This is a genomic window from Mesorhizobium sp. B2-4-15 (genome assembly GCF_006658505.1).
GTDB lineage: Bacteria > Pseudomonadota > Alphaproteobacteria > Rhizobiales > Rhizobiaceae > Mesorhizobium.
Genome location: NZ_VFUZ01000010.1, coordinates 1 through 13,499 on the forward strand (window position 1 = coordinate 1; position 13,499 = coordinate 13,499).

Below are 13,499 nucleotides of genomic sequence, written 5' to 3' on the forward strand. Positions count from 1 at the left end.
ACCGACCAGAGCTTCGCAGCCATCATCCTTCTCGCAGCCGCCGTCATCAACTCGCGATGAATCTCAACAAGCCTTAGAGCAATTCCAGGAAAAGTGTGAGCGGTTTCCCGTCCGGAATTGCGTCAAAACAAAGAGATAGAGCATTCCGCCGTTTCCGTGAAACAGCGGAATGCTCTAGCCATGCGGCGCGGCAAGATCAAGTTCACCTGGAGTCAGCAGGTCGGAACAGGCAAGCGGATGCCTGCGGCCCATCCCGTGAAATTAACCATGTTCATCAAGATCTGCCGCCGAAGGCCGTCCGCCCCTTAACAAAGGTTAAGAAAGGGTTAATTTCCGATTCGGACGAAGTCCGGGCCGAGGCCCTAAGGTCACGCCGGTGAAAGGAGGACAAAATGCGTTCGAATTCAGTGCTGGCTTGCCTCGCGGCGATTGCGGCCATGGCCGTCGGCTTCACTGCGCCGGCATGCGCCGGACAGCATCAGGACCGAGTCTACGCCGATTCCTTCGGCAATCTCGTCATCGACAGTGCCGCCGGCTACAAGCGCATCATCGTAGGCGAGGGCAAACTGGCCAAGCAGCTGTCGGCCTACACCAGCGCCGGCCAGCCGAAGGTGATTTATCAGAACGAAGCCGACGAGATCACGGGCTACAGCGATTGCTACCGCCCGCCGGTGTTCGTGAAGGGCCGCAGCTACATGTACGGGCTGTCCGACGGCGAGATGCCGCAACTCAGCCCTTGCCGCTAGACCAATTCCAGGAAAAATGCGTAGCGATTTCCGTTAGGAATTGCGTCAAAATAGAGAGTTGGAGCTGGCTTCGGCCTCGCCTGACAATCGGGCTTCGACGGGCGCGACGCGCACGCAATCACGCCCTGCATTCTTCGCCTGATAGAGCGCCTCGTCCGCGCGCCGCATGAGATCGGCGACATCTTCGCTTGCATGAAGTTCGGCGACCCCGAAGCTCGCCGTGCAGCGACTGTCCGCCGGCAGCCCGTCGATGGGCAGCGCGCTGAACGCGCTGCGGGTGCCTTCGGCGAACAGCCGGGCGGCGGCAAGGTTGGTCCCCGGAAGGATGATGGCGAACTCCTCGCCGCCGATACGGCCCGCGACATGGTGGCCGGCGGCGGCCTCGCGCAGCAGGCCGGCGAAGGTCTCGATGACAAGGTCGCCCGAGGCATGGCCGAAACTGTCGTTGATGGCCTTGAAATGATCGAGATCGGCGATGACCAGGGCGACCGGCACGCCTTGCCGCGTGGCGCCAAGCACCGCCTGCTCCGCCCGGCGCGTGAAGGCGCCGCGATTGAGCAGCCGCGAGAGCGTGTCGGTCTCCGACTTCGACGTCACTTCAGCCAGCACGTCGCGAACCAGGATCGCCAGCATCAGCAGCGCCAGCGCAAGGCCGAAGATGGTACCGAGCGATTGCGACACCAGTGCGTAGTTGCTTTGCAGATAGGCCTGCGGATCAGCACCCCAGCCGCCGAGCGCATGCGCGATGAACGGCTTGGAGGCAAACTGCATGCCGCTGAGCGCCAGCACGGCCATCAGGATGCGGTCGAGACCGGCCAGCCTCTGCCTTGAGGACCAGACGATGGCGAGCGCGACGAATTGCATGACGGCGTAGGGGAGTTGATAGGCCATCATGCGAGCCAGCGACTGGCGCGGCAGGTCCTGCACACAATAGACGACGATGGTGGTGGCGAAGAGGAAGAACAGCATTGGCGACCATGGCGGCGCCACGCCATATTTGCGGGCCAGTCCGGCATTGAAGGCCATGGTGGCGCCAAGGAACACGGCAAAGGCTGTGACCACCGGAAACCGCGCATCGGCAAAGGCGGGGATGCTGAATTCGATGGCGAAATAGGCTATGCCCAGGAGATAGCCTGATGCCAGCCAGCGGGCCGGCACACGGCCGGCATCATGGAACGCGACCGCCATGAAGGCCGCCGCCAGCAGGCCGGCAGCCGACAAATTGATCAACAGGATGAAGTTGGCGCCGCTCATATCTGTTTCGATCCCCCGGGGCGTCAGCTAACCATGGACGGGCGAAAAAGACGTTAACGTGAGCTGGGATACGCGGTGTCAGCCGGACCTGACCGACTCCGGCATGAACACCGTTTCCGGTCGTTCATAGGAGAGCCGCACGCTGTCACGGCCGGTCTTCTTGGCTTTGTAGAGCGCCTCGTCGGCGCGGCGCATCAACGGCCCCAAGGCCTCGTCACCGGTGCGGGCCGCGACGCCGAAGCTGGCGGTGACCTTGATGCCGGCGGGCAATCCGTCGATACGGCCGGCCGAGTAGAGCGTGCGTACGGCTTCCGCCAGCAATCGCGCCGCGGCAAGATCGCTCAAGGGCAAGAGCACCGCGAACTCCTCGCCACCGATACGCCCGGCGACGCCGCGCGCACCGGCTGCCGACCGGAGCTTGTCGGCGAAGTCGGCGATTACCCGATCGCCCGCGGCATGCCCGTGCATATCGTTGAGCGCCTTGAAATGGTCGAGGTCGGCCAGCACCAGCGCCACCGGGAACTTCGCCGCCGCGCAACGGTCCAGCAGCAGGGCCGCGCGCTCCTCGAAACCGCGTCGGTTGAGCAGGCCCGACAGCGGATCGGTGTGCGTCTCGGCCTTCAGCGCCTTCATCACGTCGAGTGCCGCGGCGGTGAACAGGCAAAGCGCGATCAGCAGCGACAACAGCGCATGCGACAGCAGCGCCGTCGTCCAGTAGGACGAATCATAGAACCCGTCATAGGTGGTGAACGGCCCGTGCGCGATGACGACGATAAGGGTGCGCACGAAGAAATTGAGGCCCGACAGCAGCGACAGCACGAACAGGATTTTCTCTGTCGGGCCGTTGTTGCGAACCGGCCGCAATTCGGCGCCGACCAGAAGACTGATGCCCCCGAGGGCGAAATTCATCGCCAGGATACGCCAGGTGAGGTCCGGCTCAACGAACAGGAACCAGCAGAACGATGCCAGGCCACCCCCTGCCAGCATGCCGATACCCAGATAGGGCACCTTGCGGCCGTAGCGGGCGACGATGGCGCCCGACAGGCAACAGCCGGCGATGGTGAAGCAGATGTTGGACACCAGCTTGGTCAGCGCCATGCCAATGGGCAAGGTGAAATACTGGAACAGAAAGCCGGGTGCCGAAACACAGTAGCTGAACGCCAGCACGGCAAGATAAGGACGGTGGCGCTGATAGGTCCATAGCACGAGGAAGGCCGCGCCGAGGGCCAGCGCGATCGTCGGATTGAGCAGCGCTATCAGCAGGCCGGTGTCCAAAGGACGGTGACTTCCCCTTGCTTGACGTCGGGGAAGAGCTTAGAGGGCAAGCGCAAACAAGCGGTTAAACTTGGGGTGTCGCCACGATGTGTTGGGGGGGAACCCGGCGCTCTCGGCGGCGTTCATGCATTCACCATCAGGAGCAGATCATGGCCGACACGATCACATTGACCGACCACGATGCAATCCGTTCATGGACTGCCGGGCGCGCCGGCTTTCCGGCAATCGTCGACATATCGCCCGAGGCGGGAACGCAGCCGATGTTGAGGCTGGTCTTTGGCCAGCACGCCTATCAGGATCAAGACCAACCGGAACGGCCGGTCAATGCCGGTGGCTATGAGCTCGTCGAGTGGGACGAGTGGTTCAAGATCTTTGAGGAGCAGCAACTGGCGCTTGTCGTCGCGGCCGACGAACCTGGGCACCGGGAGGAATTCCACGAACTCATCCGGCGCGACGGGAAGGCTTGACCCGGGCCGCGCGGCCCGGGCTCCGCCCGGGCTGGATTATTTCCAGTCGCGGATGTCTACGAAGTGGCCGGCGATCGCCGCCGCCGCCGCCATGGCCGGCGAGACCAGATGGGTGCGGCCCTTGAAGCCCTGCCGGCCCTCGAAATTGCGGTTCGAGGTCGAGGCGCAGCGCTCATGTGGCTTCAGTCGGTCGTCGTTCATGGCAAGACACATCGAGCAGCCCGGCTCGCGCCAGTCGAAACCGGCGGCGAGAAAGATCTTGTCGAGACCCTCGGCTTCCGCCTGTTCCTTGACCAGACCGGAGCCCGGCACGATCATGGCGTTGACACGCGGATTGACTTTTCTGCCCTCGACCACCTTGGCGGCGGCGCGCAGGTCCTCGATACGGCCATTGGTGCAGGAGCCGATGAAGACGCGATCGAGTTCGATGTCGGTGATCCTGGTTCCCGGCGTCAGCCCCATATAGTCGAGCGCGCGGATCTTCGAGGTGCGCTTGTTCTCGTCGGTGATCTCCTCCGGATTTGGCACCACGCCCTGCACCGATACGACGTCTTCCGGCGAGGAGCCCCAGGAGACGATCGGCGGCAGTTTCGCAGCGTCGAGCACGATCACCTTGTCGAAATGCGCGCCTTCGTCGGACTGCAGCGTCTTCCAGTATTCGAGCGCCGCGTCCCACGCCGCGCCCTTCGGCGCACGCGGCTTGTCCTTGACATAGGCGAAGGTCGTCTCGTCGGGGGCGATCAGGCCGGCGCGGGCACCGCCCTCGATCGACATGTTGCAGATGGTCATGCGGCCTTCCATCGACAGCGAGCGGATCGCCTCGCCGGCATATTCGATGACATAGCCGGTGCCCCCGGCGGTGCCGATCTCGCCGATGATTGCAAGGATGATGTCCTTGGCGGTTACGCCTTCCGGCAACTGGCCGTCGACGCGCACCAGCATGTTCTTGGCCTTGCGCTGGATCAGCGTCTGCGTCGCCAGCACATGCTCGACCTCTGACGTGCCGATACCGTGCGCCAGCGCGCCGAAAGCGCCGTGCGTCGAGGTGTGGCTGTCGCCGCAGACGATGGTCATGCCGGGCAAGGTAAAACCCTGCTCCGGGCCGATAATGTGGACGATGCCCTGGCGGATATCGTTCTCGGAATAATATTCGACGCCGAAATCCTTGGCGTTCTTGGCCAACGCCTCGACCTGGATCCGGCTTTCCTCGTTCTTGATGCCGAACTTGCGCTCGGGCGAGGTCGAGACATTGTGGTCGACCACGGCCAGCGTCTTTTCCGGATGCCGGACTTTCCTGCCGCTCATGCGCAGGCCCTCGAAGGCCTGCGGGCTGGTGACTTCGTGGACGAGGTGGCGGTCGATGTAGAGCAGGCAGGTGCCGTCGTCCTGGCGGTCGACGACATGGTCGTCGAAAATCTTGTCGTAGAGGGTGCGCGGTGCGCTCATGTGCGTAAATCCGTCGATATGAGAATGAGGAAAGGAGCAGATGCCGCAAGCCTGCGGCCGAGCGTCGGGGATCAGCGAAGTCGGCTGGTCAGGGCGCCGGACACGCGCGCGGAAAATCGCGACGGCAGGCGTTTTCTGTCCTGCAGCACGAAACCCTTATAGGCTGGATCGCCAAAAAGCTCTTCCATGGCGGGGTAAATAGCAATGTTTTGCCTTTTCGGCAATTGGTTGATCCGATGACTCAGGCAACCGCTCAGGTTTTGAATTATCCCTCAACCCATCCAGACGTTGGCGCCGCCCCTCACCTGCCTGCCGGCATCCTCTTCCCGTATAGGGACGGGGAGAGGGGCGCTGTCGTCACCGATTTCGCCAATCGTCAGGGTTACAGGAGGGGCGCCGGCGTTGCGGCCAGCCCCTTCTCCCCGTCTCTATACGGGGAGAAATGCCCGGCAGGGCGATGAGGGGCAGCGCGACTCCGCGAATTTGAGACCCTACAGAACTTCGAACACAAACGTCTTCACCAGCGCATCAGGCTCGGCGATGGCATAGCAGCGGAACCACGGGCTTTGCTCGACCAGGCGCCATTTCCTTGCCTGTGTGAGTTCGTCGAACACGGCTTGGAAACCGCCGCTTTCAAAAACCTGGTCGCGCACGGTGAAGATGGCGTGGCCGCCTTTCTCCGTGATGCGCACCAGCTCGTGCAGGCCCGACGCCGGCGCGTGGCTGATGGTGAAGACACCGGTCGAGAAAAAGGCGCGGAAATGGCCATCCGGCCACGGCAGAGGGCCGCCCAGCATCGCCTTTTTCAGCTCGCTATAGGCATTGCGGCTGCCGGCGATCTTGAGCATGTCGTCCGACAGGTCGAGCCCGGCAATATCGCCGTAACCCAGCGCCTTGAGCGACGGCCCCGACAGGCCGGTGCCGCAGCCGGCGTCGAGCAGCGGCCCTTCGCCCGCCGGCACGTGGCGCGCCACCCAGGCGCTGATGAGGAAAGGGAGCAGATAACCGAGTGATGCGGTCTCGCTGTCATAGGTCGCGGCCCATGCGGCATAGGCATGCGCCAGCGTTTCCGGCGTGTCGGCTCCATAGACGGAATCCAGCGCCGCATTGGCCTTGTCGACGATCATCGGTCGTGAGTCTCCCCGCTCATGCATGCCGCCCAGAAGTGCGTCGAGGTTTTGGGACAACGACATGCATAAGGCAAGATAACCCCGCCTTCGCTCAAAAACTATTCCTCGTGCTGGCGGCGCAAGCGCCGCTCCAGCGCCCTGAGCGACAGCGACAGGCCGACGGTCAGGATGAGATAGATATAGGCAACGATCGAATAGGTCTCGAAGAAGCGGAAGGAGCCAGCGGCATAGACCTTGCCCATCTGGGTGATGTCGGCGACGCCGAGCACCGAGACCAGCGAGGAATCCTTGACCAGGGCGACGAAGTCGTTACCCAGCGGCGGCAGGATGGTGCGGATCGCCTGCGGAAAAACGATGAGCCGGAAGCGTTGCGAGCGGCTCAGGCCAAGCGCTTTGGCCGCTTCGATCTGGCCTTTCGCGACGGCCTGGATGCCGGCCCGGAAAACCTCCGAAATGAAGGCCGAATAGCCGATTGTCAGCGCCATGATGGCGCGCCACAAGAGCGAGACATCCCGCACCAGAAGCTCGCCGAGCAGACCGGCGCTCTGCAGCGGCGCGGTAAGCGTGTTCCAGGCCGCGACAAAGGCCGGCGCGCCGGCGAAGGCGATCCAGAACAGCAGCACCAGGATCGGCACGCCACGGATGATCTCGACATAGAAGCGGGCGATCTGCCGCAACCAGGGCGAACCCGACAGGCCCATCAGCGCAATGCCGAGGCCGATGATCGAGGCCAGCGCAAAGGCGACCACCGTGACGAAGACGGTAATGCCGATGCCCTTGGCGACGGTGGCGAAGACCTGGGCATAGAGATCGCTGGCGGCGATGAACAACGCCGCCGCCAGTGCGAGGACGGCGGCAACGGCGAGCCACCACGGGAATTCGGATTTGGAGGAAGACGGTCCGGCAGGCATCAGGCAGCGCCAGCGGGATGGTTGCGAAGGTCGCGTTCCGGGGTGGGAAGAAACTCCGTCCGTCGGAAAGTCAGCACATGGTCCTCACGCAGTGGAGCGCTCGCCAAGACGAGCTCACTGCCCCATCTTGTAATCAAGGAACCACTTCTTGTTGAGGGTGTCGAAAGTGCCGTCCGCCTTGAGAGAGGCAATCGCCGCGTTGACCGGCTTCACCAGATCCGAGCCTTTCGGGAAGATGAAGCCGAAATCCTCGCTGCCGAGCGGACCGCCGATCAGCTTCAGCTTGCCCTCCGAGGCATCGACATAGCCTTTGCCGGCGGTGCCGTCGGTGAGCACCACATCGACGTCGCCCGACTTCAATGCCTGCACGGTGGCTCCGAAGGTCTCGAACAGTTTGATGCGCGGGTTCTGCTCATTGCCGTCGAGCACGCTGTAGACGGCGGTGTAGAAAGGCGTCGTGCCCGGCTGCGCGCCGATCAGCCCGTCCTTGAAGGCGCCGAATGTCTTGGCGTCGGTGAAGCGGCTTTCGTCGCCGCGCACCAGCATGAACTGCTCCGAGCGCATATAGGGGTCGGAGAAATCGACCTTCTCCTTGCGGTCGTCCTTGATGGTGATGCCGGTCATGCCGATATTGTACTGGTTGTCGGAAACCGCCTGGATCATCGCGTCCCACGAGGTGTTCTGGTACTCGACCTTGAAATTCAGCCGCTTGGCGATCTCGTTCATCGCGTCATATTCCCAGCCGATCTGCTTTCCCGTCTTGGCGTCGATGAATTGCAGCGGCGGGTAGGCGTTTTCGGTCACCACCACCACCTTCTTGCCGCCAAGATCCGGCAGCCCCTGGGCAAAAGCGGCGACGGGCGCCAGGACGAGGGCAAGCAGCCCGGCCAGCAGCAGTTTCGACTTGGTCATGACACACCCCCGGAAATTAAAAGCGCCCGGACGTCGGCCGGGCCTGCAGGAAATCCGGCGCCGACTTTAGCTTTCCGCAAGCGCCATGCAAGACGGTCCGCTGCGTCAGCTCACGCGAAAACGGATTTGGATGCCATCAACGCGGAAATTCGGGGACAGCCCGTACCCAGTGATGGCGTGAGTTTATCCCAGGTCGGGAACCGACGACTCCCTATCTACCAGCCGGTCATCGACCGTTGCCTTACGCAGGTCGGCGACAAGACGCGTGAGCGTCGCGTGCAGGGCGTCCACCTCGGCCGGTCCCAGAGGCACGCTGCAAGCAAGCGCCGAGGACACATCCTTGATGCGGGCGCGCAGGGCCTGGCCCTTGGCCGTCGGCTCGACCAGCACCCGGCGTTCGTCGGCGGCATCACGCCGGCGGGTAACGAGGCCACCTGCCTCCATCCGCTTGAGCAGCGGCGTCAGCGTCGCCGAATCAAGCCCAAGCGCTTCGCCAAGCTCGCCGATCGTGCTCGGCGCGCGCTCCCACAGCGCCAGCATCACCAGATATTGCGGATAGGTCAGGCCAAGCGGCTCGAGCAGCGGGCGGTATACCTTGGTCATCAACCCACTCGCCGAATAGAGCGCGAAGCAGAGCTGCTGGTCGAGACGCGGAACCGGGATCGCCCCGGCGGCTTTCGCCGGGACATCCTTGGCTCTCGTTTCGACCTTTGTCGTCATGCCGCCTTTACCGAAAGCGCCACATCGACATTTCCCCTGATGGCGTTCGAATAGGGGCAGATCTTGTGCGCCTCCGATACAAGCGCTTCCGCCGCCGCCTGATCAAGGCCTTTCGTTTCAGCCGCCAGCGCGACGCCGAGCTTGAAGCCCTCGCCATTGGGGAGCAGGCTGACGGTGGCGGTCATCGCTGCGTCCTGAAGCGGCAGCTTCTGTTTGCGCGCGACGAAGCGGATGGCACTTTCGAAGCAGGCGGCGTAGCCGATGGCGAAAAGCTGCTCGGGATTGGTGGCGCCGCCCGGCCCGCCGAGTTCCTTGGGCATGGCCAGATCGACTTTCAGTAGGCCGTCGCTGGTTTCGCCGTGGCCGGCGCGGCCGCCGGTGACGTGAGCCTGTGCCGTGTAGAGTGCCATATCGTGTTTCTCCAAATTATATTGTACTATTATTTAGTACACAAGATAATCTGCCGTCAACACCCGGGTCCAGCTTCCTTAGATGAAGGCGTTCACGGTCTGGTGAAACGAAAAAAGGCGGCCGAAGCCGCCTTTTCAAAAACCGTTCGTCGAAAGCTTATTCGGCGGGGGTCGCTTCAGCGGCCTTGGCTGCCTCGGCGGCTGCCTTCTTCTCGGCGGCTTCCTTGGCGGCCGTTTCGGCGGCCAGCGCCTGGGCGGCGGCGACCTTCTCGGCCTCGATGCGGGCCTTCTCGGCGTTCAGCGCATCGCGCTCTTCGTCATTGAGCTTGCGGGCGCGCACGCCGGTGTTTTCCGAAATACGGGCCGACTTGCCGCGACGATCGCGCAGGTAATAGAGCTTGGCGCGACGCACCTTGCCGCGACGGACGATCTCGACGCCTTCGACCATCGGCGAGTAGACCGGGAACACGCGCTCGACGCCTTCGCCATAGGAGATCTTGCGGACGGTGAAATTTTCCTGGAAGCCGGCGCCGGAGCGGGCGATGACGACGCCCTCATAGGCCTGGACGCGGGTGCGGGTGCCTTCGGTCACGCGGACCTGGACGCGCACGGTGTCGCCGGGCTGGAATTCGGGAAGCTTGCGCTTGGCTTCGATCTTGGCGGCCTGTTCGGCCTCGAGCTGACGGATGAGATCCATCTCAATAATCCACTTCTTGTTCTTCCGACAGTCAGAGCGTCCAACACTTGCCTTGCAGTACCATCGACCGCTCGGCTATGCCCTTTGTCCCTGAGACATTTGCCTCCAAGACATCGGACAGGGGCGACTACACCGCCATCGTTGACGGGTCCGGCGGGTTTTCCAGCCAGTACGGGCGGGCACATACAGCTATTTCGGCGCTTTGTCACGCCCGAACGCTGTATTTTTCGCCAGCATGGCACCATCGTAATCGCGCCGTGCCGGGTTGTATACGTTCGACAAGCTTTCTAAGCCAGCGGTAGCACAATTCCAAGCGGCCGCACCCATGTCTCTCTTCGACGCCATCCTTCTCTTCTTCGCGGGCTTCCTGTCAGGCGCCGCCAATGCGGTCGCCGGCGGCGGCACCTTCATCACCTTCGGCGCCATGACGTTGGTCGGCCTGCCGCCGATCGTCGCCAACGCAACTTCCTCGGTCACCCAATTTCCAGGCTACATCACCTCGACATTGGCCTATTGGGACGACATCAGGCATTTCTGGCGCGGTGCCCTGCTGCTCAGCCTGATCTCGGCGGTCGGCGCGCTGGCGGGCGCGCTGATCCTGCTGGCGCTCGACAATCCGTCCTTTCGGATCCTGGTACCGTGGCTGCTTCTGGGCGCAACGGCGCTGTTCGCCGCCGGACCTTGGCTGAAGCCGGCGCCGAAACCCGGCCATGAAGCGTCGGTAGGCTCATTCGCCGGTTCGCTCGCGCAATTCGTCACCGCCATCTATGGCGGCTTCTTCGGCGCCGGCATGGGCGTGATGATGCTGGCGACGCTCGGCCTCACCCAGGCCGGCGACTACCACCGGCTGAACGCGCTGAAGAACATGCTGGCCATCGTCATCGCGGCTGTCGCCATCGTCGTCTTCGTCTCGGGCGGCGTCGTCGCCTGGCCGCAGGCGATCGTGATGATCCCGGGCGGCGCGCTCGGCGGCTATGCCGGCGTCTGGATCGCCAAGCGCGTGCCGCAGAATGTGGTGCGCGGCTTCGTCATCGCCGTCGGCCTGTTTCTCGCCTTTTACTACTTCGGCAAGGGCTGAAGGGCGAGCAGGTCGGGCCGCCTCTCCTTCGTCAGCCTCTCGGACTGTTCCCGCCGCCAAGCCGCGATCTTCTTGTGATTGCCCGAAATCAGCACTTCGGGAATCTCGCGGCCCTCGAATTCCTGCGGGCGCGTGTAGTGCGGATGTTCAAGCAGGCCGTTCTCGAAACTCTCTTCCTCGCCCGACACCGCGTTGCCCATGACGCCGGGCAACAGCCGCACCACCGCGTCGAGCAGCACCAGGGCTGCCGGCTCGCCGCCGGAGAGGATGAAATCGCCGATCGATATTTCTTCCAATGCCCGCGCCTCGATCAGCCGCTGGTCGACGCCTTCGAAACGGCCGCACAGGATAACGGCGCCGGGACCTGCGGCGAGTTCCCGCACACGCGCCTGGTTCAGCGGCTTGCCGCGCGGGCTCATCAGCAGGCGCGGACGCACATCGCCCTCCGGCGAGGCATGGTCGATCGCCTTCGCCAACACATCGGCGCGCATCACCATGCCGGCGCCGCCGCCGGCCGGCGTGTCGTCGACGGTGCGGTGCCTGTCGGTGGCGAAGTCGCGGATCTGGATCGCGTCCAGCGACCAGGTTCCGGCCTCCAGCGCCCGCCCGGCCAACGACAGGCCGAGCGCGCCCGGGAACATCTCGGGATAGAGCGTCAGGACCGAGGCGGCAAAACTCACCGGTTGCCCCCGGCATCGCGCGGTCCACGTGGCCTGCCCTTCGGATCGAAGCCTTCCTCGCGCGGCGCGGCGCCATCCTCGTCCTCGACCAGTCCGGCCGCCACTGGGTCGACGCGGACAAAACCCTCGGCGATCGACACTTGCGGCACGGCTGCCTGCGTGAACGGGATCAGCACGCCCTTGCGCCCGGCAAGCGTCACATCAAGGATGTCGCCGCCACCGAAATTGTGCACCGCGACCACCTTGCCGATGGCCGCACCCGTATCATCCCGGATTTCCAGCCCGATCAGGTCGGCATGGTAGAATTCGTCCTCCTCGCCATCGTCGGGCAGCATCGAGCGGTCGACGAACAGTTCGGTGCCGGCCAGCGCCTCGGCGGCATTGCGGTCATTGACGCCCTTGAAACGGACCACGACGACGGTGTTGGCGGGCCTTATGTCTGTTATCTGAAAGGCACGGCCATCCCTGGCATAGAGCGGCCCATAGTCGGCCAGCGCCATCGGCTCGCCGGTGAAGGTTTTCACCCTGAGCTCGCCCTTGATGCCGTGGGCGGCTCCGATAACGGCCATCTGGACGGGATTTTGCGGTTTGCTCATCGGCGCTTTTACCTTCGTCATCCACGGGCGCAGCAGGCGCGCAGCGGCTGCGCAGACCCGAGGATCCATTCCGTTACGGTGACCAAAACACACGGCAATTCAGAAGAGGCTCACCGGTGTCGTTCCAGCCAATCTCCTAGCCCCGCCGGGCCAGCATTTCAATGACGGGCTCTTCACCGCTTCCTAACCCGACCGGCGGAAAATGGCGGCGAACCGGAACAGGCGCCATGCAGGAATTTCTCATCCCGGCAAAACCCGATCTACAGGCGGCGCGCGAAAGCTGGCTGAAGATGCTGACGCGCGAGCGCCGGCTGTCGCCGGAAACCGTCGAGGCCTATGAGCGCGACACGCGCCAGTTCCTGCATTTCCTCACCGGTCATCTCGGCGGGCCGCCAGGCATTTCGGACATCGCCGATCTGCGCCCGGCCGACCTGCGCGGTTTCCTCGCTGCCCGCCGCAACGCCGGCGCCGGCGCCCGCACCCTCGGCCGAGGTCTCGCCGGCATCCGCTCGCTTCTGCGTTTGCTCGAACGGAATGGCCTCGCCAACGCGGCGGGCGCCGCCGCGTTGCGCGCCCCGCGCCAGCCCAAATCCTTGCCAAAACCGCTGACGGCGAGCGACGCCAAACATGTCGTGTCGGTGGAAGGCCAACTGGCAGAGGAACCCTGGATCGCCGCCCGCAATGCTGCCGTGCTGACGCTGCTCTACGGCTCTGGCCTGCGCATTTCCGAAGCACTCGGCCTCGCCGGAGCCGATCTGGCTTCGGAGGCCGACACCGTGCTGCGCATCACCGGCAAGGGCGGCAAGACGCGGCTGGTGCCCGTGCTGCCGGTCGCGCTCAAGGCGATCGCCGAATACCGCCGGCTCTGTCCTTACCATCTCGATCCGAAGGGCCTGCTGTTTCGCGGCGCGCGCGGCGGCCCGCTCAACCCGGCCATCGTCCAGCGCGAGATGGCGAAATTGCGCTCGGTGCTCAACCTGCCCGACACCGCGACGCCGCACGCGCTGCGCCATTCCTTCGCCACGCATCTGCTCGGCCGTGGCGGCGACCTGCGCACCATCCAGGAACTGCTCGGCCACGCCAGCCTGTCGACGACGCAGATCTACACCGGCGTCGACACCGCAAGGCTGCTGGAAATCTACGAATCGGCTCATCCGAGAGCGTGAAGCTCTGAGGG

Annotated in this window: 15 protein-coding genes; 4 read left to right on the top strand and 11 right to left on the bottom strand. The window is 63.9% G+C overall.

Annotated features, from left to right (window positions below; all coding sequences use genetic code 11):
* The first annotated feature begins 392 nt into the window (after window positions 1–392).
* On the top strand, window positions 393–746 hold the full coding sequence (locus tag FJ930_RS13735; RefSeq protein ID WP_141838318.1) for a hypothetical protein: 354 nt from the start codon (window positions 393–395) through the stop codon (window positions 744–746).
* A gap of 45 nt (window positions 747–791) precedes the next feature.
* Here the strand turns inward: FJ930_RS13735 and FJ930_RS13740 are convergent, their stop codons facing one another.
* Together FJ930_RS13740 and FJ930_RS13745 are read right to left on the bottom strand one after the other, a co-directional pair.
* Window positions 792–2,000 (bottom strand): GGDEF domain-containing protein, encoded by a 1,209-nt coding sequence (locus tag FJ930_RS13740; RefSeq protein WP_141838320.1) that lies wholly within the window; start codon window positions 1,998–2,000, stop codon window positions 792–794.
* Window positions 2,001–2,078: 78 nt separating this feature from the next.
* Window positions 2,079–3,275: a GGDEF domain-containing protein gene (locus tag FJ930_RS13745; RefSeq protein ID WP_141838322.1), complete on the bottom strand. Its 1,197-nt coding sequence runs from the start codon at window positions 3,273–3,275 to the stop codon at window positions 2,079–2,081.
* Window positions 3,276–3,424: 149 nt separating this feature from the next.
* Between FJ930_RS13745 and FJ930_RS13750 the strand changes: the two genes are divergently transcribed.
* Entirely contained in the window at window positions 3,425–3,742 is a 318-nt protein-coding gene (locus FJ930_RS13750; RefSeq protein WP_140612882.1) for a hypothetical protein, read from the top strand.
* 36 nt (window positions 3,743–3,778) lie between these two features.
* Here FJ930_RS13750 and leuC read toward each other — a convergent pair whose 3' ends face one another.
* The 7 genes from leuC to rplS all read right to left on the bottom strand — a co-directional run bounded on the left by leuC (window position 3,779) and on the right by rplS (window position 9,968).
* Window positions 3,779–5,188 carry a 3-isopropylmalate dehydratase large subunit gene (leuC, locus tag FJ930_RS13755; protein ID WP_140740127.1) on the bottom strand — a complete coding sequence of 470 codons (1,410 nt, stop codon included), beginning with the start codon at window positions 5,186–5,188 and terminating at the stop codon, window positions 3,779–3,781.
* Between the two features lie 491 nt (window positions 5,189–5,679).
* Complete coding sequence (locus FJ930_RS13770; protein ID WP_141838324.1) at window positions 5,680–6,315, bottom strand: class I SAM-dependent methyltransferase; 636 nt, start codon at window positions 6,313–6,315, stop codon at window positions 5,680–5,682.
* 101 nt (window positions 6,316–6,416) lie between these two features.
* The gene (locus FJ930_RS13775) at window positions 6,417–7,229 is read right to left on the bottom strand and encodes an amino acid ABC transporter permease (protein ID WP_141838326.1); all 813 of its coding nucleotides are present in this window, start codon (window positions 7,227–7,229) and stop codon (window positions 6,417–6,419) included.
* Between the two features lie 114 nt (window positions 7,230–7,343).
* Window positions 7,344–8,141 (bottom strand): transporter substrate-binding domain-containing protein, encoded by a 798-nt coding sequence (locus tag FJ930_RS13780; RefSeq protein WP_141838328.1) that lies wholly within the window; start codon window positions 8,139–8,141, stop codon window positions 7,344–7,346.
* A 183-nt stretch (window positions 8,142–8,324) separates the two neighbouring features.
* Window positions 8,325–8,861 (bottom strand): MarR family winged helix-turn-helix transcriptional regulator, encoded by a 537-nt coding sequence (locus FJ930_RS13785; RefSeq protein ID WP_141838329.1) that lies wholly within the window; start codon window positions 8,859–8,861, stop codon window positions 8,325–8,327.
* Window positions 8,858–9,271: an organic hydroperoxide resistance protein gene (locus FJ930_RS13790; RefSeq protein WP_140740145.1), complete on the bottom strand. Its 414-nt coding sequence runs from the start codon at window positions 9,269–9,271 to the stop codon at window positions 8,858–8,860. Before FJ930_RS13790 ends, FJ930_RS13785 begins: the two co-directional genes overlap by 4 nt.
* 157 nt (window positions 9,272–9,428) lie before the next feature.
* Window positions 9,429–9,968, bottom strand: a complete 540-nt coding sequence (gene rplS, locus FJ930_RS13795; RefSeq protein ID WP_140740147.1) for a 50S ribosomal protein L19 — start codon at window positions 9,966–9,968, stop codon at window positions 9,429–9,431.
* 325 nt (window positions 9,969–10,293) lie between these two features.
* Here rplS and FJ930_RS13805 point away from each other — a divergent pair, with 325 nt between their 5' ends.
* A complete protein-coding gene (locus FJ930_RS13805) occupies window positions 10,294–11,046 on the top strand; it encodes a sulfite exporter TauE/SafE family protein (protein ID WP_141838330.1) in 753 nt (250 codons plus the stop codon).
* On the opposite strand, the gene trmD is transcribed toward FJ930_RS13805, so the two are convergent.
* Together trmD and rimM are read right to left on the bottom strand one after the other, a co-directional pair.
* Window positions 11,028–11,726, bottom strand: a complete 699-nt coding sequence (gene trmD, locus FJ930_RS13810; protein WP_141838332.1) for a tRNA (guanosine(37)-N1)-methyltransferase TrmD — start codon at window positions 11,724–11,726, stop codon at window positions 11,028–11,030. The genes FJ930_RS13805 and trmD overlap by 19 nt on opposite strands.
* Window positions 11,723–12,322 (bottom strand): ribosome maturation factor RimM, encoded by a 600-nt coding sequence (gene rimM, locus FJ930_RS13815; RefSeq protein ID WP_141838334.1) that lies wholly within the window; start codon window positions 12,320–12,322, stop codon window positions 11,723–11,725. Before rimM ends, trmD begins: the two co-directional genes overlap by 4 nt.
* Before the next feature lie 227 nt (window positions 12,323–12,549).
* Between rimM and FJ930_RS13820 the strand changes: the two genes are divergently transcribed.
* Window positions 12,550–13,488: a tyrosine recombinase XerC gene (locus tag FJ930_RS13820; protein ID WP_141838335.1), complete on the top strand. Its 939-nt coding sequence runs from the start codon at window positions 12,550–12,552 to the stop codon at window positions 13,486–13,488.
* Window positions 13,489–13,499: the final 11 nt, after the last annotated feature.